The sequence below is a fragment of the Vibrio injensis genome, from assembly GCF_001895205.1.
GTDB lineage: Bacteria > Pseudomonadota > Gammaproteobacteria > Enterobacterales > Vibrionaceae > Vibrio > Vibrio injensis.
This window is the reverse complement of sequence record NZ_BDJF01000020.1, coordinates 34,525-56,185: the sequence shown is the minus strand read 5'-3', so window position 1 is coordinate 56,185 and position 21,661 is coordinate 34,525. Positions and strand designations below refer to the sequence as shown.

19 protein-coding genes are annotated in these 21,661 nt (G+C 45.3%); 14 read left to right on the top strand and 5 right to left on the bottom strand.

Going from position 1 to position 21,661, the window contains the following annotated elements; genetic code table 11:
* Window positions 1-8 precede the first annotated feature (8 nt).
* The 3 genes from hemB (at window position 9) to spfP (ending at window position 4,812) form a co-directional block, all read left to right on the top strand.
* On the top strand, window positions 9-1,052 hold the full coding sequence (gene hemB / locus BSR11_RS09580; RefSeq protein ID WP_072670191.1) for a porphobilinogen synthase: 1,044 nt from the start codon (window positions 9-11) through the stop codon (window positions 1,050-1,052).
* 723 nt (window positions 1,053-1,775) lie between these two features.
* Complete coding sequence (polA, locus tag BSR11_RS09575) at window positions 1,776-4,571, top strand: DNA polymerase I (protein WP_072670190.1); 2,796 nt, start codon at window positions 1,776-1,778, stop codon at window positions 4,569-4,571.
* A 193-nt stretch (window positions 4,572-4,764) separates the two neighbouring features.
* Window positions 4,765-4,812 carry a small protein SpfP gene (gene spfP / locus BSR11_RS17650; RefSeq protein WP_438356636.1) on the top strand — a complete coding sequence of 16 codons (48 nt, stop codon included), beginning with the start codon at window positions 4,765-4,767 and terminating at the stop codon, window positions 4,810-4,812.
* A 422-nt stretch (window positions 4,813-5,234) separates the two neighbouring features.
* Here the strand turns inward: spfP and yihA are convergent, their stop codons facing one another.
* Window positions 5,235-5,891, bottom strand: coding sequence for a ribosome biogenesis GTP-binding protein YihA/YsxC (gene yihA / locus BSR11_RS09570; protein ID WP_072670189.1), 657 nt, complete (start codon window positions 5,889-5,891; stop codon window positions 5,235-5,237).
* 415 nt (window positions 5,892-6,306) lie between these two features.
* On the opposite strand from yihA, the gene BSR11_RS09565 reads away from it, so the two are divergent.
* From BSR11_RS09565 to hemN, 4 genes are all read left to right on the top strand, one after another.
* A complete protein-coding gene (locus BSR11_RS09565; protein WP_072670188.1) occupies window positions 6,307-6,945 on the top strand; it encodes a class I SAM-dependent methyltransferase in 639 nt (212 codons plus the stop codon).
* The gene (gene yihI, locus BSR11_RS09560; RefSeq protein ID WP_072670187.1) at window positions 6,945-7,517 is read left to right on the top strand and encodes a Der GTPase-activating protein YihI; all 573 of its coding nucleotides are present in this window, start codon (window positions 6,945-6,947) and stop codon (window positions 7,515-7,517) included. The genes BSR11_RS09565 and yihI overlap by 1 nt, the downstream gene beginning before the upstream one ends.
* Window positions 7,518-7,526: 9 nt before the next feature.
* Window positions 7,527-8,015 (top strand): DUF2489 domain-containing protein, encoded by a 489-nt coding sequence (locus BSR11_RS09555; protein WP_072670186.1) that lies wholly within the window; start codon window positions 7,527-7,529, stop codon window positions 8,013-8,015.
* Window positions 8,016-8,255: 240 nt separating this feature from the next.
* Window positions 8,256-9,644 carry an oxygen-independent coproporphyrinogen III oxidase gene (gene hemN, locus BSR11_RS09550; RefSeq protein WP_072670185.1) on the top strand — a complete coding sequence of 463 codons (1,389 nt, stop codon included), beginning with the start codon at window positions 8,256-8,258 and terminating at the stop codon, window positions 9,642-9,644.
* Between the two features lie 62 nt (window positions 9,645-9,706).
* Here hemN and BSR11_RS09545 read toward each other — a convergent pair whose 3' ends face one another.
* The 4 genes from BSR11_RS09545 to hemC are packed head-to-tail and all read right to left on the bottom strand — an operon-like array spanning window position 9,707 to window position 13,772.
* Window positions 9,707-10,888, bottom strand: coding sequence for a heme biosynthesis HemY N-terminal domain-containing protein (locus BSR11_RS09545; RefSeq protein ID WP_072670184.1), 1,182 nt, complete (start codon window positions 10,886-10,888; stop codon window positions 9,707-9,709).
* Window positions 10,885-12,087, bottom strand: a complete 1,203-nt coding sequence (locus BSR11_RS09540; protein WP_072670183.1) for a uroporphyrinogen-III C-methyltransferase — start codon at window positions 12,085-12,087, stop codon at window positions 10,885-10,887. Before BSR11_RS09540 ends, BSR11_RS09545 begins: the two co-directional genes overlap by 4 nt.
* Before the next feature lie 20 nt (window positions 12,088-12,107).
* The gene (locus BSR11_RS09535) at window positions 12,108-12,830 is read right to left on the bottom strand and encodes a uroporphyrinogen-III synthase (RefSeq protein WP_072670182.1); all 723 of its coding nucleotides are present in this window, start codon (window positions 12,828-12,830) and stop codon (window positions 12,108-12,110) included.
* A 3-nt stretch (window positions 12,831-12,833) separates the two neighbouring features.
* On the bottom strand, window positions 12,834-13,772 hold the full coding sequence (gene hemC, locus BSR11_RS09530) for a hydroxymethylbilane synthase (protein WP_072670181.1): 939 nt from the start codon (window positions 13,770-13,772) through the stop codon (window positions 12,834-12,836).
* A gap of 413 nt (window positions 13,773-14,185) precedes the next feature.
* Here hemC and BSR11_RS09525 point away from each other — a divergent pair, with 413 nt between their 5' ends.
* The 7 genes from BSR11_RS09525 to yigB all read left to right on the top strand — a co-directional run bounded on the left by BSR11_RS09525 (window position 14,186) and on the right by yigB (window position 21,585).
* Window positions 14,186-16,714 carry a class I adenylate cyclase gene (locus tag BSR11_RS09525; protein WP_072670180.1) on the top strand — a complete coding sequence of 843 codons (2,529 nt, stop codon included), beginning with the start codon at window positions 14,186-14,188 and terminating at the stop codon, window positions 16,712-16,714.
* Window positions 16,715-16,999: 285 nt separating this feature from the next.
* Entirely contained in the window at window positions 17,000-17,116 is a 117-nt protein-coding gene (gene lptM, locus BSR11_RS17645) for an LPS translocon maturation chaperone LptM (RefSeq protein WP_419796212.1), read from the top strand.
* 30 nt (window positions 17,117-17,146) lie between these two features.
* A complete protein-coding gene (lysA, locus tag BSR11_RS09515; protein ID WP_072670178.1) occupies window positions 17,147-18,400 on the top strand; it encodes a diaminopimelate decarboxylase in 1,254 nt (417 codons plus the stop codon).
* An 11-nt stretch (window positions 18,401-18,411) separates the two neighbouring features.
* On the top strand, window positions 18,412-19,242 hold the full coding sequence (gene dapF, locus BSR11_RS09510; RefSeq protein ID WP_072670177.1) for a diaminopimelate epimerase: 831 nt from the start codon (window positions 18,412-18,414) through the stop codon (window positions 19,240-19,242).
* A 14-nt stretch (window positions 19,243-19,256) separates the two neighbouring features.
* The gene (locus BSR11_RS09505; RefSeq protein WP_072670176.1) at window positions 19,257-19,940 is read left to right on the top strand and encodes a DUF484 family protein; all 684 of its coding nucleotides are present in this window, start codon (window positions 19,257-19,259) and stop codon (window positions 19,938-19,940) included.
* Entirely contained in the window at window positions 19,933-20,862 is a 930-nt protein-coding gene (gene xerC, locus BSR11_RS09500) for a tyrosine recombinase XerC (RefSeq protein WP_072670175.1), read from the top strand. The genes BSR11_RS09505 and xerC overlap by 8 nt, the downstream gene beginning before the upstream one ends.
* 3 nt (window positions 20,863-20,865) lie before the next feature.
* On the top strand, window positions 20,866-21,585 hold the full coding sequence (yigB, locus tag BSR11_RS09495) for a 5-amino-6-(5-phospho-D-ribitylamino)uracil phosphatase YigB (protein ID WP_072670174.1): 720 nt from the start codon (window positions 20,866-20,868) through the stop codon (window positions 21,583-21,585).
* Window positions 21,586-21,661 lie beyond the last annotated feature (76 nt).

The following is a 21,661-nucleotide window of genomic DNA, read 5'->3' as shown; positions in this document are numbered from 1 at the left end:
AGAGTCGAGTGTCTGTATCAATCCAAGGTCAGTTCCCTGGCCGTCGCTTACGCCGTTTACGTAAACATGATTTTAGTCGCCGTTTAGTGGCTGAGCACCGTATTTCAGTCAATGATTTAATCTATCCAATGTTTATCTTGATGGGCAAAGATCGCCGTGAAGCGGTAGAGTCGATGCCTGATGTTGAGCGTTTATCTATCGATTTGATGTTAGAAGAAGCACAATATCTGGCGAAATTAGGTGTTCCAGCGATTGCTCTATTTCCTGTTGTGACTCCAGACGCCAAAAGCCTCGATGCTGCAGAAGCCTACAATCCAGATGGATTAGTACAACGGGCGGTCAAATTACTCAAAGAGCACGTTCCGCAAATGGGTGTGATTACTGACGTGGCTTTGGATCCTTTCACTACTCATGGTCAAGATGGGATCATTGATGAAAGTGGCTATGTGCTCAACGAAGAAACGACAGAAGTGTTGATTAAGCAGGCTTTGTCTCATGCTCAAGCGGGCGCGGATGTCGTTGCTCCTTCCGATATGATGGATGGACGAATTGGTAAAATTCGTCAAGCACTTGAAGAGGCTGGGCATATTCATACTCAGATTATGGCTTACTCTGCTAAATACGCGTCTTGTTACTATGGACCATTTCGCGATGCCGTCGGCTCGGCAAGCAACCTAAAAGGGGGCAATAAGAAAAACTATCAGATGGATCCAGCCAACAGCGATGAAGCGTTGCATGAAGTCGCGATGGATATTAATGAAGGGGCGGATATGGTGATGGTGAAGCCAGGGATGCCTTATCTTGATGTCGTACGCCGAGTAAAAAGTGAATTACAAGTGCCCACTTTTGCTTATCAAGTCTCTGGTGAATATGCGATGCATAAAGCGGCGATTTTAAATGGGTGGCTAAAAGAGCGTGAAACCGTTATGGAGTCACTATTATGTTTTAAACGTGCTGGCGCGGATGGCATTTTGACCTATTTTGCGAAACAAGTTGCCGAATGGTTAGCCGAAGAGCAAGCTCAAGCGGCGCAACATTTACGTCAGGAATAACCATAAAATAAAAGTGGCCTAGATCAATAAATGAGATTTTTTCTCATTTGACTGTTGACATTAAGATGAGAACGATTATTATTAACCTTGTCTTAGGGGATAAGTCGAGCTCAACAACCGACCTACTTATGATTTTAGCTTTCTCTATTGCTAATCAATAAGCAGAAGTTATTGGGCAACACCAATTCTTTTTGACACGACATTGCTCACATTGCTTCCAGTGTAATATTTAGCTTTTTGGGGAGTTGATTTTACCATTAGCTTCACCAGCATACGGCTAGGCGACATCTTCGGGTGTCGCTTTTTTTATGCATTGAATTTGGCGTGTGTATAGCTATATCTATCGATGTTACGTCATTGGGTTAGCGAGTTAGGATGAGATTGCTGCAATTATCATCAGCAAATTTCGAGTAAGATCTCAGCCCGAGCAAAAGGGCAGCAAGTATTTTTTCCACAATTGATGATCGTAAAAGGATCATTGTTATCTTTATCGATCTTGATTAATTCTTTTAAATATCAATTAATTATAATTTAATTTATGATGATGAAAGCGGTTCTTATCACTTGTGGATAAAATCTATAAACAGACTTATCCACAGATGGGTGGGTGTCAGAAGCGATAACGGTGTACGCTTCGAGAGAGAGTCAGCTTGATCAGCATGGAAACCAAGCAGCAGTCATGGCATCCTAGGCGCTTATTGTTTCTGATCGGATAGTAAAACTATGGCTCGTATCCCTGATAATCCCCTTATTTTGATCGATGGCTCCTCTTATTTGTACCGCGCTTTTCACGCTTATCCAGGCACCATGACCAATGGTGAGATCCCGACCAATGCGGTGTATGGGGTTGTCAATATGCTGCGTGCCATGATGCGCCAGTTTGCTTCTGAGCGCATGGCGGTCATTTTCGATGCGAAGGGTAAAACCTTTCGTGACGACATGTATGAGCAGTATAAAGCCAATCGTCCTCCTATGCCGGATGATCTCAGGTGTCAAATTGAGCCTCTACATCAGATTATTCGTGCTATGGGGTTACCGCTGATTTCGATTGAAGGCGTGGAAGCGGATGATGTGATCGGCACTTTAGCGGCGCAAGCATCACAAGCGGGAATGCCAGTGCTGATCAGTACTGGGGATAAAGATATGGCCCAATTAGTCAACGATCATGTCACTCTGATTAACACCATGACTAACGTCGTGATGGATCGTGAAGGCGTGATTGAAAAATTCGGTATTCCGCCAGAATTGATCATCGATTACCTCGCTTTGATGGGGGATAAAGTTGATAACATTCCCGGCGTTCCTGGTGTTGGTGATAAAACCGCCACCGCCTTGTTGCAGGGGATCGGCGGCCTTGAGGCGTTATATGCCAATTTAGATAAAATTGCCGATTTAGGCTTTCGTGGTTCAAAAACCATGGCGAAGAAGCTGGAAGACAATCGTGACAATGCTTGGTTATCCTATCAATTAGCGACAATTAAACTTGATGTGGCACTGGATTACACCCCTCAGTCCTTGTTAAAAACGTCCCCAGACTGCGACGCCTTAATCGCCTTATATGGAAAAATGGCGTTTAAGTCTTGGTTAACGGAACTATTAGACGGCGGTACTGGCGTGGTTGAAGCGCGTGAACCTATTGCCCAACGAGAGATTGCTTCTGGTCAAGCACACACGGCCGTGAGTGAGCACTCAGCGGTAACGATTGATCGCAGTCAGTATCAAACCATACTCGATGAACAGAGTTTTGCGGTATGGATAGCTAAGCTCAAACAAGCCGAAGTGTTTGCCTTTGATACCGAGACAGACAGTCTCGATTATATGGTAGCTAATTTGGTTGGCCTTTCGTTTGCCGTAGCAGAAGGCGAAGCGGCGTATGTGCCCGTTGGGCATGACTATCTTGATGCGCCTCAGCAACTGGACCGTGATTGGGTACTGGCGCAGCTAAAACCGTTATTAGAAGATCCTCAATTGGCTAAAGTTGGTCAAAATCTGAAATACGACGCCAGTATTGTGGCGCGTTATGGGATAATGATGCGTGGTATTGCTCATGATACGATGCTGGCTTCTTATGTCTATAACAGCGTCGGTGGTAAGCAGGATATGGATAGCTTAGCGCTACGATTTTTACAGCATAGCTGCATTTCTTTTGAGCAAGTGGCCGGTAAGGGTAAAAATCAGCTGACTTTCAATCAAATCGATCTTGAACAAGCTGCGCCATACGCGGCTGAAGATGCCGATGTGACATTGAGATTGCACCATCGTTTACAAGCTTTGCTTGAAGCGGATGCGCCATTATTAACGGTTTATCGCGATATTGAAGTTCCATTGGTTCCAGTATTATCACGTATGGAGCGCACTGGCGTATTGATTGACGATCAATTACTGGCGATTCAATCTCAAGAAATTGCCCAGCGCTTGGTTGAGCTAGAGCGCAAAGCCTATGAGCTGGCTGATCAAGAATTTAATTTAAGTTCACCAAAGCAATTACAAACGATTTTGTTTGAGCAGATGAAGTTACCAGTGGTGAAAAAAACGCCATCAGGTACCCCATCGACCAACGAAGAAGTGTTGCAAGAGTTGGCGTTAGATTACCCGTTACCCGCAGTGATTCTCGAGTATCGAGGGTTAGCAAAACTTAAGTCTACTTACACTGATAAACTACCAAAGATGATCAACCCAACGACAGGACGCGTACATACCTCGTATCATCAAGCGGTGACGGCGACAGGGCGTTTGTCTTCTACTGATCCAAACTTACAAAATATTCCCATCCGTAATCAGGAAGGGCGGCGCATTCGCCAAGCCTTTATTGCTCCAGCGGGCTGGAAAATCATGGCGGTCGACTACTCACAAATTGAATTGCGCATCATGGCCCATCTTTCGGCCGATCCTGCGTTGCTGGAAGCCTTCCAACAAGGTAAGGATATTCATGCCGCAACGGCAGCAGAAATCATTGGTGTGAGTATTGATCAGGTAACCAGTGAGCAACGTCGCCGCGCTAAAGCGGTCAACTTTGGCCTTATTTATGGCATGAGCGCCTTTGGTCTGGCTAAGCAACTCGGTATTCCGCGTTCTGAAGCACAGCATTACATGGATAAATATTTTGAACGTTATCCAGGAGTGCTGCGCTATATGGAAGAGACGCGCAGTATGGCCGCAGAGCAAGGGTACGTGGAAACTTTATTTGGTCGCCGTTTGCATTTACCTGAAATTCAATCGCGCAATGCGATGCGTCGTAAAGCGGCAGAACGAGCAGCGATCAACGCTCCAATGCAAGGGACAGCCGCGGATATCATCAAAAAAGCGATGTTACTGGTGGATAATTGGATCGAAAACGAAGGTCAGGGACGAGTGAAGTTGTTAATGCAAGTACACGATGAACTGGTTTTTGAGGTACAAGAGTCAGCGTTATCCGAAATTGAAAGTAAAGTACAAGAATTGATGGAATCTGCTGCGCAACTTAACGTGCCATTAGTGGCTGATGCTGGTCACGGAAATAACTGGGATGAAGCCCATTAATGTCGATTTAGCATAAAATCAAGCGATTATTCTAGCCAGTGCCTTGTCGCTGGCTTTTTTTTAATCGAAAAAAAGTAAGTGGTTTTCAAGTGTTTATGTATTTTAATAAAATTTTAATGAAAAAAAACTACAAAAACTATTTTCATTTCTGATCAGTTGCTGTAGATTTAATTCCGTAGGGTACAGAGGTAAGATGTTCTATCTTTCAGACCTTTTGTTTCACGTTATTGGATTAGGCTGATTCAGCCGCCCCAGTCGATTATTGACTGGGGCGTTTTTTATTGCGCGCTTGCCACCTGTTATCTATCCCATTCTTACTGGCTATGACCAAGACACTTTGATTATTTCTGCCAAGTTGTTCGGCAATATAAAGAAAACTTACGATAGTTTTTGATCAATGTTGTAATTAAATGTCATTCACACTTTCGATTCTTTTTACCAAAAAACCAAGTCAATGATGTGCGGTACTTTTATTTTAATTGATTGATTAATAGGTGAAATAACAGAAATTATGCGATGGTGGTGAGTTAAGCTTATGCTGTGTGGTGTCTTGTAATTTCGGCGGGATTGAGGAATGCTAACGCTATAACAATAATTACTTCCTATTTCTCTCCCGTTGCCCCACCAGGATGGTGGGGATTTTTATTACTGGCTGTGGTAACACTAAGCGACAGGAGGTTCGTCGGTCGATAAAGGTTGCTCAGTACGACGCAGCACTTCAGGCATAAACCAACTATCGAGTTTGCTGCGTAAGGTATCAACCCCTAGACCATTCAGCGATGAATACACATCGACACTCACATCACCACCGAACGATAGCGACTCTTCTCTGATTTTGTTGAGCTGAGCTTTACGTGCACCACTTTTTAGTTTATCGGCTTTAGTGAGCAGAACCTGAACGGGAATCGCGCACTCTACAGCCCACAAGACCAATTGTTGGTCAAGATCTTTCATTGGATGGCGGATATCCATTAACACCACCAAACCTTTAAGACTAGAACGTTGTTGCAGGTATTCACCCAGTGATTTTTGCCACTTCTTTTTCATTTCTAGTGGTACTTGTGCAAAACCATAACCCGGTAAATCAACGATATGGCAGCCATCAGTCACTTTAAATAAGTTAATTAACTGAGTTCGTCCGGGGGTTTTACTGGTTTTCGCCAAGCTTCTTTGATTGGTTAAGCGATTGAGAGCGCTTGATTTACCCGCATTTGAACGTCCTGCAAACGCAATTTCGATACCGTCATCGGCGGGAAGATGGCGAATGTCTGGCGCACTGGTAATGAAATGCGTGTTTTGATAGTGAATTTTTACGCTCAATGTTAACTCCATCTCGACTTTGCGTAGTCGATTGATTGCTTTTATAAAAACTTAGTCGAAGAATCGTACTCGGTACAAGATCGGTGATTGTATCATGAGTGCAGAGGTAAGCTGGATAATTATCAATCGTGTGATAGGAAGAAATTGATTTCCTCGTTGTAAGTGAATTTTTGGTACTTGATATCAATCGCTTATCTGAATCGAGAGAAATGGTCTTCTTCGATGGGCTAAGAGTAAATGCAGTGGATTTTGATGTTGGGTATGGCGGATAGCTCATAAGCTGCGGTGAGGCTTTTCATTGTGCGATCAATGGATTGATGATCTTTTTACAAGAATTGCTCTGTTTTTGAACAAAGAGACTCCACACTATCGCCAGTTTCTGGTATGTTGCGCATCCCCCAATCAGGAGGCGACCATGCATACTTGTCCTTTATGCCACAGCGCTCAAACCCACGCTTACTTTGCCGATAATCATCGCGCTTATAGAGAGTGTTCGGTTTGTCGATTGGTGTTTGTACCTCCTGCTGATCGACTGAGTGCTGAGCGTGAGAAAAGCATTTATGATTTGCACGACAACAATCCCAGCGATCTGGGATATCGCCGTTTCTTATCTCGTCTCTCTCAGCCAATGTTGGAGAGGCTCGCTCCTCAATCTCAGGGGTTAGATTTTGGCTGTGGACCAGGGCCAACCTTGTCAGTCATGCTTGAAGAAGCAGGACACGATGTCGCGTTGTATGACTTCTTTTATTATCCACAACAAGAAGTCTTACAAAGAGACTATGATTTTATAACTGCCAGTGAAGTGATTGAACATTTACATGATCCTCACCGTATTTGGCAGCAATGGCTGAATTTAGTTAAGCCAGGCGGCTGGATTGGTATTATGACCAAGCTAGTGAAAGACGTAGATGCGTTTGCTGGATGGCACTATAAAAATGATCTTACTCATGTAAGCTTTTTTAGTTGTGATACCTTTCAGTTTCTGGCCGAGCGGGATAAGCTCGAACTTGAATTTATCGGAAATGATGTAATTTTACTGAGGAAACCCCAGTAATGTCTCGTACAAAGAAAGCAAAAACCGGCTTTAACGGTGAACTGATCGTGGCTCGTAAACGTAACCGTAGTGAGGCTGATTTAGAAAGCCGTGAGCGCAAAAAATTAAAAAAACGTAAAGGACTGAAAAGTGGTAGTCGCCATTCTGATGGTGGTGAGCACAGTCAACGTTCCACTGAGCAAGCTCGTGATCCACGTTTGGGAAGCAAGAAAAAAATTCCCTTGATCGTGGAAACCGGGAAAAAAGCCAGCAAACAGCAGCGCCGTTTAGATGCTGAGCAAGAGTTAGCGATGCTGGAAAATGATGCTCAATTGAACGTCCTGCTCGATAGAATCGATAGTGGTGAAAATCTAGGGGCTGGTTTACAAAAATACGTCGACGAGAAACTGGATCGGATCGAAGTATTGATGAAGCAACTAGGCTTGTTTGATGATGCTGCCGACGAAGATGAGGAGCTTGACGATGATTTTCCTATCCCGCAAGCGGCTCAGTCTAAGACACGTAAAGTGCAATCTGATGATGAGTTGTTGGCGCAATTTGAAAATCTAGATGTGGATGGATACAAACAGTAGGGCAATGGTATGAATACGCTTTTGTTGGTGATGGTTGGTGGACTGATCATTCTTGGTTTGGCAAGCTATGCCGTTTACTTGTTATTACAAGTAAAAAAACAAACTCAGTTACAGCAGCAACATCAAACATTGGCTATAGAAAAACGCAATGCCAATATTTTTGATAGTGTGAATACACTCTGTTTGGCCGGTATTCAAGGTCAGTGTGATTTATCCGAAATTGCCATTCGCGTCTACTGCATCATGGATTATGTGCAGGGTGAACAACGGGTCGATTTTGAACGTGACTATCCAGCGACGGCTGAGCTGTACCACATTGTCAAAGATATGCCTCGTGGTGACGCGCGACAAGCAATGCCAAAACAAGAGAGAATGCGCCATAACTTAACTCGGCAGAAAGCTGAAGTTCGTCTAAATGACGCGATTGTGGCGGAGCTGAAAGCGTTACAACAGCGTATTCGTCCGTTGAATCAACAGATCCCTATTCAATTCGTTTAATCTATTTATAGGCTCTTAGCGAAAGCTTTCGATAAGGTACGTTCGTCGCCTAATACCTCGAAAGTCGCTAAGATGCCGATAATGGTCTAGTCCCACTTCCATCATCATTTAACGAGTAATAAGAAGTGATCCGGCTAGCAATTTAGACTATTTTATCGGTAAATCTTCTTTTGCTTCCCGACGCCATGCCTTGTCGTGTGGCAGAATAATCAGTCCACGTTCAATAACGGAAGAGTCACTATGTTGTCGCCAGTCGTACCCAGTCAGCAGATTGTTTGGGATCAAACCATTTTAGACAAGTACAACTACTCGGGGCCGCGTTACACTTCCTATCCAACTGCGGTGGAATTTCACGAAGCGTTCACTATTGCTGAATTTGATATGGCTTGTGCACGTTATCCACAGCGGCCGTTATCTCTATATATCCATATTCCTTTTTGTCACAAGCTTTGTTACTACTGTGGCTGCAATAAAATTATTACTCGTCACTCGCATAAAGCGGATGAGTACTTAGATGTGCTGGAGCACGAAATTCGTCAACGTGCACCATTACTATTGTCGCGTCCTGTTACTCAATTGCATTTTGGTGGTGGTACGCCGACGTTTTTAACTAACGCTCAAATTAGTCGATTAATGGCATTATTGCGGGCGGAGTTTAATTTTCAGCCGGAAGCGGAGATCAGCATTGAAGTCGATCCGCGTGAAATTGAGCTGTCGGTACTCGATCATCTGCGGAGTGAGGGCTTTAATCGCATCAGTATTGGTGTGCAGGATTTTGATAAACAAGTTCAGCAGTCTGTGAATCGTGAACAAGATGAACAGTTTATTGTTGATTTAGTGGCACGCGCTAAGCAACTGGGTTTTCGCTCCACCAACCTCGATTTAATTTACGGTTTACCCAAGCAGACCGTTGCCAGCTTCCACGCGACGTTACAGCAAGTGATTGAGATGCGCCCAGGCCGTTTGTCGGTGTTTAACTACGCTCATATGCCCGAGTTGTTTGCCGCGCAACGGAAAATCCAATCTGACGACTTGCCATCGGTAGAAGAAAAGATGGCTATTTTACAAGATACCATTAGCACTTTAACTGAAGCGGGATATCAGTTTATTGGCATGGACCATTTTGCGTTACCCGATGATGAATTAGCCGTGGCGCAACGTAACGGTGTTTTACATCGTAATTTTCAAGGTTACACCACGCAGGGCGATTGTGATTTGCTGGGATTTGGTGTCTCTGCCATTTCAATGGTTGGCGATGTGTATGCCCAAAATCAGAAAGAGCTGAAGCGTTATTATCAGCAAGTGGATGAAATGCGTCACGCGCTGTGGAAAGGGGTATCATTGGACAGTGATGATCTGTTGCGTCGTGAAGTCATTAAACAACTTATTTGTAATTTTCAGTTGGATAAACAGGCAATAGAACAGCATTTTAAGCTGCGTTTTAATGACTATTTCCAGCAAGATCTCGCGTTATTACAAACCTTTATTGATGATCAATTGGTTGAGGTTGATTCCCGTTTTATCCGTGTCACCTTACGTGGCCGATTACTGATCCGCAATATTTGCATGTGTTTTGACAAGTATTTACGTCAGCGTGCCCGCCAGCAGCAGTTTTCTCGGGTTATTTAATTTGTTCAAAAAAGACAATAGAGAGAAAGCGGTTCGTCGATAAGAGGAACCGCTTTTTTTGATTAAGCTGTAGTCAGTAGGGATAAAGCTTTACGACTGACATCGTGCGCCGCTTGTGGGCGATCTTGCTGCTCTAATGCTTGAGCTAAACAGGCGTAATCTTCAATATTTACTCGAAGTGATAGGGCTTGTTCAAGGTGCTGCTGAGCTTGTGCCCACTGTTTCTCGTGAAGCAGAACTTGCCCTAGCGCGCTGTGGGCTTCAGCATTATTTTTATCGCGACGTAGCTTGTCTTGCAGTAAGGCGATGAGCGGCTGTTTATCTTTTAGCGTTAACTTAGGCAGAAAACGATATAACTCAGTCGTAGGCTGCTTATTTAGCCACTCTTTGAGTAATTTAAACGCCGCTAGGTCGGCTTGACGCTGTAATAACTGTTCAATCACTTCAACCATTAAACGGGTTTCGTGTTTAAGAGCTTTTGGGAGAGATTGCCAGTAGGCCAATAACCCTTCGCTGCCTCCTTGTGTTGCTACAACGCTGAGCATTGCTTGTTGAGCTTGTAAGGTCAGTGCATCAGCCTGTGATGGAGTGATTAATTGGTTTTTAGTGAGTTTGGGAATCAACGCCAGTAGCGGTTGCCACTGCTCTAGGGCGAGATAGGCTTGCTTTAAGCGCTTTAAGACTAAAAGGTTATTAGGGTAAGCCTGTTCTAATCGAGTCAGAATATCAACAGCCGCTTGCCATGCTTGGTCACTTAATAACTGTTTGGCTCGAGTTAATTCAACCGCAAGAGTGGCATTCGGCTGCTTGGCCGCTAACGCCAAATAGTCGTCTCGTTTACGCTGTTCGCCTTGTGCATGAGCGGCCGCCGCCGCGGCCAAATAACAGAGTAGCGGCATATCATGATGATTCGCCCAGCGAGTGACTTTTTTCTCGGCTTGTTTCCAATCCCCTTCAAGCAGCTTAATCATGCCTTCGTCGGTGTAACGGCGAGAGCGACGATGCTTACGAATGGTAAACCAGTTCCATGTGCTGCTACTGGCTCGAAGGATTTTTTTTATCAGATATTCAAGAAAAAATAGTCCAGCCAGTAAGGCGACCATCACAATGATCAGCGTGGTGACGCTCATTTCGATGCTGGTATTAGCGATGGAAATTAAGACATAACCTTGTTGGCCTGCGTATTGGGTACCTACAAATAAGCCAAGGCCGAGGACAACCAGTAAAAAGAGTAAACGAATCATTGTTGTCCCTCCGTCATTATTGGTGCTACAGAGCGACGTAACCGTTCACGGATCACATCTGAGAGTGGCTGTTGAGCCGTGAGCTGAGGCGTATCAAGCTGAATGTGTTGCTCTGCCAGTTGCTCAAGACTAAGGTTAAACGCTTTGACCTGTTGATCGTATCGATTGAAGTAATCCCTTGACCACTCTAGGGCCATGTTAAGGGAGAGCGTGTAAATGTCTTGCTGTTCGCTATAGACGGCTTTAATTGCAGTATCTAATTTTGCTTTAAGGTTTTCACGAAGGTAAAGATGTTGCTGTGGTGATAACAGCGGTATCGCTTGTCCATCTCTTACGCGAAAGGTAATAAAGTTATCGGCAAAAGCTTGTAAAGAGGTACGGAGATTGGTTTTCCAATCAGCAATATCTTCTGAAACGGTTGGTTGGCTAGGTTGAGCTTCCTCTGGCAATAGTGCATTGGCGAGCGGTAGTCGGTCGATACGCTGTTGTAGGCTCATCAGGCGCAGCACTAAGCCGTCTCTATCGATGATCGGCATGGCTTGTAATTGAGCAATATCGTAACTTAGCGCTCGACGCAGTGAGGTTAAGCTTGGGTCATTGAGTTCAGCAACACGTAAATCGGCTTCTTGGACTAACTGGGTTGCCGTTTCAATATCGCGCTCTAAATACAGCTTGCGTCCAGCCAATTTAACTAAGTAGTCGGCTTCTGCCAATAGCCAATCATTGGGACGTCGACCTTGAATTTCGGCAAGTGCGAGATGCAAACTATCGACACTCTGTTTTTGCTGGTTAAGTAACGTTTCAGCTTGAGTCGCGATATCACGAGTTGCGCCAATCGCTTGTTCTTTCGCTTCGCTAAGCTGAGTATTGATGGTGTTGCGAGCTTGATTGAGTTCTGCACGTAGCGCATGCATTTGCGCCTGATAGTCGGCGCGTTGCTGTTGCATATGCAAAGTGATACCGCCACCAAACAGTACGGTTAATACAATCGCAATCGTGGCCAGTGTACTACCACCGTTCGTTGGGCGATTAACGGATGGGCTCGTTGGCGGATTGACAGTTTGCGGCGGATTTGAGCGGCTCGTTGATTCTGCCTTACGCTCAGTCTTTTTTGCTTTGCTGCTTGTATCGACCGGATCGCCAGATTGAGATGAAGTCTGTTCCGGTTTTTGTGGAGAGGGTTGGTTATTATCTGTCATGGCTAAATCCTGTGTTAAGGCTAAACAGCCGCCACTAAATCGCGGTTTGCCGCACTTCCTGTTATCACAATATGTTGAAATCCTAATTCTCGTGCTTGTTCAGCGATACGTTGACTAGGGACCAATAAGCGTAATTTCCTTGTCCAAGCATGAGCTTCAGGAGGCAGTTGTGAACAAAAAAACGCCAGCTGCTCACCGCTGGTAATGATTAAGGTATCGACATTGGCTGCTTGCCAACGTGTTAAAGCCATTGCACCGTCAAAAGGTAAGGGGTGTCGCTGGTACATTTCACGGTAATCAACGTTAGCGCCTCGTTGGTGCAGTGTTTGGTAAATTAACTCTCGCCCGCCATTACCACGCCAGATCACCACGCGTTTTCCGGCTACCGATTGTAGCGCTGGCAACGCCAAAAGATGTTCACTATCACTGATCTCGGGGTAGTGTACGAGTTGTTGACAGGCTTTGCTTAAAACCTGTGCGGTTTTTTGACCAATGGCAACATAAATAGCTGCAGTAGGCCACGAGAGGTGCTCGGCTTGGAGCGTGCGTTCAACCCAACTGACCGCGTGTTGGCTGGCGACAACAATCACCTCATAGTCAACCAGTTCTGAGCTCAGCAAAGCTAAGTCCGTTCCGGCTTCGATACGGATTAACGGATGATGTAGCGCTTGGTGCCCATGCTGCTGGAGTAATTGGCACAGTGCTTTGCCTTGTTGATCTGGGCGGGTGACCAATATTGCCATGGTTTACTCGTGGTCAGCATAGAGTTTATTGAGGATATCACGCGCACCTTGGTCAAGCAGTTGCTGAGCTAATTCAACACCAAGGCGTTCAGCTTGTTGGCGTGGGCCACGAATCTCACCACGGATGATCCGTGAGCCATCTGGCTCGCCAACCAAAGCACGTAACCAGATCTGATCACCGTCTAACTCGGTGTAACTACCGATAGGCACTTGGCAGCCACCTTGTAAGGTCAGGTTCATTGCACGTTCGCAGATCACGCGATCATAGGTGTCGGCATGATTTAAGGGTTCGAGTAATGTGAGGAGACGTTGGTCATCGAGGCGACACTCGATACCGACAGCGCCTTGACCGACTGCTGGGAGCGATTGTTCTGGGGAAATAAAACTGGCGATACGTTGTTCCAGCTCCAAACGTTTTAATCCTGCGGCGGCAAGGACAATCGCATCAAACTCCCCAGCGTCTAATTTTGCTAGGCGTGTCCCTACATTGCCCCGTAATTCTTTAATGATAATATCAGGACGCGCTTCCTTAATTTGACATTGACGGCGGAGGCTGCAAGTCCCAACAGTCGCACCATGAGGTAGATCTGCCAGTGAATGGTAGTGATTAGAGACAAAAGCATCACGAGGATCTTCACGTTGACAAATCGTGACTAACCCCAATCCGTCAGGAAAATCCACCGGCACATCTTTCATCGAATGGACGGCTAAATCAGCGCGTCCTTCCAGCATCGCGACTTCCAATTCTTTCACAAACAGGCCTTTTCCGCCGACTTTGGCCAGAGGCGTATCCAATAGCACATCACCACGAGTGACCATGGTCACCAGTTCTACCTCTAAATGTGGATGAGCGGCTTGCAAGGCATCTTTGACAAAATGCGCTTGCCATAAAGCGAGTGGGCTTTGCCGAGTGGCAATACGAATTGGAGGCGTGGAAGTCATGATAATCCCGATAAACAGTCAACAATACTGACATCCTAACATTGTGCGCAGGAAAGTTTTAATACTAGATGGCGATGATGCTCATTTGTGACTAAATTGATGATTTTTAGTGAAAATAGTGTGATGGGCTTCTCGTTGGGATCGCACTTAGTCTTGCTTTGCTGACGAGAGAGGATCTTCAAGTTGAGTGGTGTTTGTGGCGATATCGAGTAAAATAGACAGTAAATGACTAGTACTGCCGCGTTTATGCCCTAGGGTATTGATTTGGTAAATCAATTACGACTTTAGTATGATAGAGAGTGCAGATGGCTTTACCCAGCGGATTTAAAGTGTTAAATTGATCACGTTTTGTTTAGTCTGTCGTACAAAACATATCCAAAGCGGGCGTTAATGTTTCAACCAAGGAACCAACCTTGCAGGCTTACACAAAAACCTTAATTCAGCGATTAGATAATCTTAACCGGCAACGCACTGAGCGTGCGCTGGCGCTTATGGATTTACAAGGTCAGCGTGTTTTTCATCTGATCCCCGCTTTGCTGCACTACAACCATCCTTTGATCCCCGGCTATTTTGAGCAGCAAGTTCCACACGGTATTGAGTGTTTTAACCTAGATCCGATTCAGCAACAATTAATCGATGATACGCAATTGGCTTTGGGAGCAACACTGCCCGTACCTAGTCAGCCGAGTATTTTAGGCTTATACACTATGGGTAGCACGTCATCGATTGGCCAAAGTACCTCAAGTGATTTGGATATTTGGGTATGTGTGGCGGCCAGCATGAGCTGCGAACAGCGTGAACGATTAAGCAATAAATGTTTGCTGATCACCGATTGGGCAAAAAGCCAAGGTGTCGAAGCGAATTTCTTTATTATGGATGAACAGCGTTTTCGCCATAATCAATCGGATCAAATGACCGGTGAGAACTGCGGTTCTTCTCAACACCTTTTGTTGTTGGATGAATTCTATCGTTCTGCGGTTCGTCTGGCGGGTAAGCGCTTATTGTGGCAAATCGTACCTCCGGAAATGGAGGAGTGTTACGATGAATACGTCAATTTATTGTGTGCTAATCACTACATTGATTGCAGTGAATGGATTGATTTTGGGCGCCTAAACCGAATTCCTGCCGAAGAGTATTTTGGTGCCAATTTATGGCAACTGTATAAGAGTATTGACTCACCGTATAAGTCGGTCTTAAAAGCGACTTTATTAGAAGCTTACTCTTGGGAATATCCCCATACTCAATTACTCAGCATTGATACTAAACGACGTTTTTTTGCCCATGAGCCTGATCTGTATGGGATGGATGCGTACTATTTGATGTTGAAAAAAGTCACCCGCTATTTAGAGCGAATTGGTGACCGTTCACGACTCGATTTAGTTCGTCGCTGTTTTTATCTCAAAACTCATGAGAAATTATCGCGTGAACCGGGGGCGGGATCTGTTGCTTGGCGACGAGAAGCCCTAACTGAAATGGTTCAAGATTGGCAATGGGACGAGGCAACGATTCAACAACTGGATAACCGCCGTCATTGGAAAGTTGAGCAAGTGAAAACGGTTCATCATGCCTTATTGGATGCGTTGATGCTCAGTTACCGTAACTTGATTCAATTTGCGCGTCGTCATGACATCACTTCTGCGATCAGCCCACAAGATATTTCTATTTTAGCGCGTAAATTGTATGCCGCGTTTGAAGTGCTGCCTGGCAAAGTGACGCTGCTTAATCCACAGATCTCCCCAGATTTACATGAGCCGGATCTGACTTTTATCGAGGTTCGTTCGGGGCGAGCGAACCCTTCAGGATGGTATCTGTATAAACAGCCGCCACTGGCCGAGCGGATGATTGGTCAGCGCTGTTTAGATCATCATGAATATTTAAGTAAACTGGTTGCTTGGTCTTTTTTTAATGGCTTGATTACCGAATCGACCCGTTTGCATTCGGTTGTCCGTGATGCGCATCTCGACCTCGATAAGTTTTATCAAATGGTCAGCGACTTAAGAAATACCTTTTCATTGCATAAACGTCGCCCGACCATGGCGGCGCTGGCGAGTCCTTGTGAAATTAGCCAACTGGCGATGTTCATCAATTTTGAAAACGATCCAACGACTCAGTTAACTGGTAAGTCGCTTAAGGTTGATGTTAAGCGTTTAGATATTTTCAGTTTTTCTGAGCAGCAGCAGTGTTTGGTTGGCAGTGTTGATTTGGTATATCGCAACTCTTGGCAAGAAGTACGCACCCTGCACTTTAAGGGCGAAACCGCGATATTGGATGCTCTGAAAACCGTATTAGGTAAGATGCACCAAGATGCGATTCCTCCAGAGTCGGTGGATGTCTTTTGTTACAGCAAGCATTTGCGTGGTGTGATGCGTAATTTGATTTATCAATTACTGGCCGAGTGCATCGATTTACGCCTAAAGCCCGTTGAGCAAGAGAAACGCCGTCGGTTTAAAGCGATGCGGATTGGTAAGCAGATGTATGGCCTATTTTTTGAGCGGCGAGGCGTTTCAGTGCAACGCTTAGAAAACTCTGTCGATTTTTATCGCAGCATATCCAGTAATAAACTCAAAGGTTCACCATTACTGATGTTGGATCGTGAGCAAGATTATCAACTGCCCGATGTAGTGGATGGTTTTGCCAGTGAAGGATTGGTGCAGTTCTTTTTTGAGGATACCGAGCAGGGCTTTAATATTTACGTACTCGATGAAGCGAATCGGATCGAGGTGTATCATCAGTGTAGTGGTGAAAAAGACGAGATGATCAACAGTGTTAATAGCTTCTACACGTCAGTGAAAGATGATAATCAGATCGCGGCTAAATTAATTAACTTTAACCTGCCACAGTATTATCAAATCATTCATCCTGAAGAAGGAGAAAGCTACGTTGTGCCTTATCGTAATGACTCCTCGGTTTATTCTCGCCCTTCAAAAGTGATCAACGCTTAGTCCTCTTGACGTTGATTCTCGCTCTGCTATCAGCAATGTCTACGGATTTGGAATGTCTAGCTTTTTGTTATTCATTGCCCATCGAATCGGCTCTGGTCGGTTAAGTATAATTTTTTAGCTAATATAGCCCAACTGATACCGATTCCCCGTGATTTATCTGCTGTATTTTGATTGATGCTCAAGCTGGAGCGGAAATTCAGTTTCGTTCATCCTGTCTATGCTATTGCTTTTCCTGATTGTGGTGCGATTATAGAGAGCATTGAGTCAATAATAACGATATGCAAAATGAAAACAGCCATCACAACTCTATTTTTGTTCTCTGCTCTTGCGTTAGCAGGGTGTGGACAAACGGGGCCGCTATATCCGCCTGATCGTGCTCAACCGAGTGAACAGAATCAGTAAATTCAAGACATTAGATTAAGGGACATTATTTTGGATTACTTTAATTATCAGGAAGATGGTCAGCTTTGGGCAGAAAACGTCTCCCTCACACAGTTAGCTGAGCAATACGGCACCCCGTTATACGTTTATTCCAGAGCCACACTTGAGCGTCATTGGCATGCTTTTGATCAATCTGTTGGTGCGCACCCGCATTTGATCTGTTACGCGGTGAAAGCGAACTCCAATTTGGGCGTACTGAATACCCTCGCTCGCCTAGGGTCGGGATTTGATATTGTCTCGGGTGGCGAGTTAGAACGTGTATTAGCGGCTGGGGGTAACCCAAGTAATGTGGTTTTTTCTGGTGTTGGCAAAACTGCGGCAGAGATGAAACGCGCACTGACACTGCAGATTAAGTGTTTTAATGTTGAGTCGGAACCTGAACTACTGCTATTAAATCAAGTGGCTGGGGAGCTTGGTGTTAAAGCCCCTGTCTCATTACGTATCAACCCAGATGTTGATGCGCATACTCACCCCTATATTTCGACAGGTCTGCGCGACAATAAATTTGGTATTGCCTTTGAGCGTGCGCCGGAAGTGTATCGTTTGGCGCACAATCTAGAGCATATCCATGTGCGTGGTATTGACTGCCATATCGGATCTCAATTAACGGCACTTGAGCCATTCATTGATGCTACCGATCGGCTACTGGCGTTGATTGACCAATTGGCTGCTGAAGGGATCACTATCGCGCATTTGGATGTCGGTGGTGGTTTGGGGGTTGTCTATCGTGATGAGCGTCCACCTCAGCCGGGGGATTACGCGAAAGCCCTGCTGGCTCGTTTGCATAAGCATCCGCATTTAGAGCTGATTTTTGAACCCGGTCGTGCCATTGCAGCTAATGCTGGAGTGTTATTAACGCGGGTTGAGTTCTTAAAACATACAGAACATAAAAACTTTGCCATTATTGATGCAGCAATGAATGATTTGATGCGTCCTGCACTCTATCAAGCTTGGCAAGATATTGTGCCTGTTGCACCGCGTGCAGGTGAAGCCATTATTTATGATTTGGTTGGTCCAGTATGCGAAACGGGTGACTTTTTAGGGAAAGATCGCCCGTTAGTGTTGGCCCAAGGCGATTTGTTGGCGGTTCGTTCTGCTGGTGCGTATGGGTTTGCCATGTCATCGAATTACAATACTCGAACCCGAGCGGCAGAAGTGATGGTGGATGGCGATAAGATTCATCTTGTTCGTCAGCGTGAATCGTTGGCTAGCCTTTGGGCGTTAGAAACTATTTTGCCGGAGTAAAGTGACCATTTATGCATTTCCATTTTTCTAAAATGCACGGTTTGGGCAATGATTTTATGGTCGTTGACTGTATTACCCAAAACGTGTTCTTTTCTCCTGAGCTGATTCGCCGTTTGGCGAATCGTCATACTGGGGTCGGATTTGATCAGCTTTTGGTGGTTGAAGCACCGTATGATCCAGAAAGCGATTTTCATTATCGGATTTTTAATGCTGATGGTAGTGAAGTGGAGCAGTGCGGCAATGGCGCACGCTGTTTTGCGCGTTTTGTACGAATGAAAGGCTTAACCAATAAGTACAGTCTCAGTGTCAGTACTAAAAAAGGCAAAATCATCTTGAGCATTGAAGAGGATGATCAGGTGTGCGTGAACATGGGCATCCCTGAGTTTGAGCCGAGCAAAATTCCATTTCGCGCTAAGCAAGCAGAAAAAACGTACATTATGCGTGTCGATGAACAGACGCTGTTTTGTGGCGCGGTTAGCATGGGCAATCCCCATGTGGTGACTGTTGTCGAGGATATTGCTACCGCAGAAGTGGAACGAATCGGTCCTTTGTTGGAGTCGCATGAACGTTTTCCTGAGCGTGTAAATGCTGGATTTATGCAGGTTGTCAATCGTCAGCAAATTAATCTGCGGGTTTACGAACGTGGTGCTGGTGAAACTCAAGCGTGCGGTAGTGGAGCTTGTGCTGCTGTTGCGGTCGGTATCCTGCAAGATCTGTTGGATGATACCGTGACGGTTAATTTACCCGGTGGTCGTTTAGAGATCAGCTGGCAAGGTCCGGGACAGCCTCTCTATATGATAGGGCCGGCAACCCATGTGTTTGATGGCCAAGTTTCTTGCTAAAGTAAGGATGTGTTTTGTTACAACCACAAGTAGAAGCTCTGACGGCAGAGGTCGTCGCTGAATATTTAACTGATCACCCTGATTTTTTCCAGCACCGTTCTCAATTGGTGGAGCGTTTATCCTTACCGCATCCACAAGCTGGTGCGGTTTCTTTGGTGCATGTTCAAATGGCTCGTCAGCGACAGCGGATTGAAGAGCTGGAAGAAGAGATCACGGCTTTGATGTCTCTTGCTGCGAACAATGATCGCACTTTCCATGAATTTATGGACTTACAAGAGCAGTTATTAAAGTGTTCTTGTTTATCAGCGGTATGTCGCGCGATTGAAACGACCGCTCAGCGACTTGGGTTAATCGCTTATCTACGTTTAGTGGATGCAAGGCTGGCAGAATACGGTATCAGCCAAGAGCAATTACAACGCTTTTCAACCAATCATTTTAATGGAAAACAAGCCTATTTAGGTCGATTGCGGCAAGCCGATCGCTGGTTGTTACTTGGTGAGCAGTGCACGGCACCCGAAATGGGCTCTTATGTCGTATTGCCTCTTGGCCAGAATGCAGCGCAAGGGATTTTAGCCTTTTCTAGCCCCGATGGGGGTCATTTTCAACCTTGTATGGATACGCTTTTTTTGCGTCATTTGGCGCTATTGTTAAGTCACTTGATTACGGTGTTGCCTTGGCAATCTGATCATCATGAGTGAGCAAGATTCGGCATTACCTAACACGTTGGCTCAGCCACTATTGCGCTTTTATGAGTACTTGCGCAGTGAGAAGGGGTTGAGTTTGCATACTCAGCGTAATTATCAGCAGCAGCTACAAGCCATGGCTGGACACCTTCATCATCTCGGCGTGAGCGAGTGGCAACACGTCGATGCGGCTTGGGTTCGTCAGCTAGCCAGTAAAGGAATGCGTGATGGGATGAAGGCCAGCAGTTTAGCGACGCGTTTATCCTCTTTACGTAGCTTTTTTGATTTTTTAATTTTACGTGGTGAGCTGGCGGCTAATCCAGCCAAAGGCGTCTCAGCACCACGAAAACAGCGACCATTACCGAAGAATCTCGATGTGGACGAGATGGCTCAGTTGCTTGAGGTGACCGATGATGACCCATTGTCGATTCGTGATCGAGCGATGATGGAGTTAATGTATGGCGCTGGTTTACGTTTGGCAGAGCTGGTGGCGATTGATCTTAAAGACCTCAGTTTTAGCCGCGGCGAGATTCGAGTGATCGGTAAAGGCGATAAAGAACGAAAAGTACCCTTTGCAGGGCAAGCCAAAGAGTGGGTTGGTAAGTGGTTGAAAGTTCGTGGTTCGCTATTGAAAGGCGATGAAGTGGCGCTATTTATTTCTAAACTTGGTGGTCGAATTTCTCATCGCAGCGTACAAAAGCGCATGGCAGAGTGGGGACATAAGCAGTCGGTAGCCAGTCATATTAGCCCTCATAAATTGCGTCATTCCTTTGCCACTCATGTGTTGGAATCGAGTAATAATTTGCGTGCTGTGCAAGAGTTATTAGGCCATGAGAACATTTCAACCACGCAAATTTATACTCATCTTGATTTTCAACATCTTGCTCAGGTGTATGACCAAGCTCATCCACGAGCAAAAAAGAAAGCCAAGGAGTAGTTGATGCTGTTTTACCGTCAGTTAGGACCAATTCGAGCCATGAGCTTTGATTTGGATGACACCTTATATGATAACCACCCAGTGATTGAGCATTTAGAGCAGCAGGTGACGCAATGGTTGCATCAGCAACATCCGTTGACTGCTAGCCAACCTAAGGCATGGTGGGTAAGCCTCAAGCGGCAGGTTGCGATGCAAGATCCTTGGCTGCGTCACGATGTTACGCAGTGGCGTTTTGAACAGGTAAGACAAGGATTAGTGCAGTTAGGCTACTCTGTATCTTTGGCGCAACAAGTTGCAGAAGAGACAATCCATGAAGTATTACGCTTACGCAATTTGGTCGATGTACCATTAATGACGCATCAGGTATTGAGCTCTCTAGCGGAAAAGCTGCCGCTGATTGCGATCACTAATGGTAACGTTGATGTTGAGAAAATTGGTTTAGGTGATTATTTTCAGAGCGTATTGAAGGCAGGTGCCGATGGGCGAGCCAAACCTTACGCGGATCTTTTTGATAAAGCGAGTCACAGGTTAGCGCTTCCAGCGCGAATGATTTTGCATGTTGGCGATCACTTGGTGACGGATGTGCAAGGGGCGAAGCAAAATGGTTTCCAATCGTGTTGGTATAATGATCAAGGTCTCACTTTGCGTGAAAACTCTCGCGCAACGGTTTTGCCAGATATTGAAATTCATCGACTAGAGCAACTTAATCAATTGATTTCTTGAATAAACATTGTGATTTCCATGGTTAATCATTAACGTAGTTGCACAAATGATACAAGTTGTATTCGCAGTCTGAGTT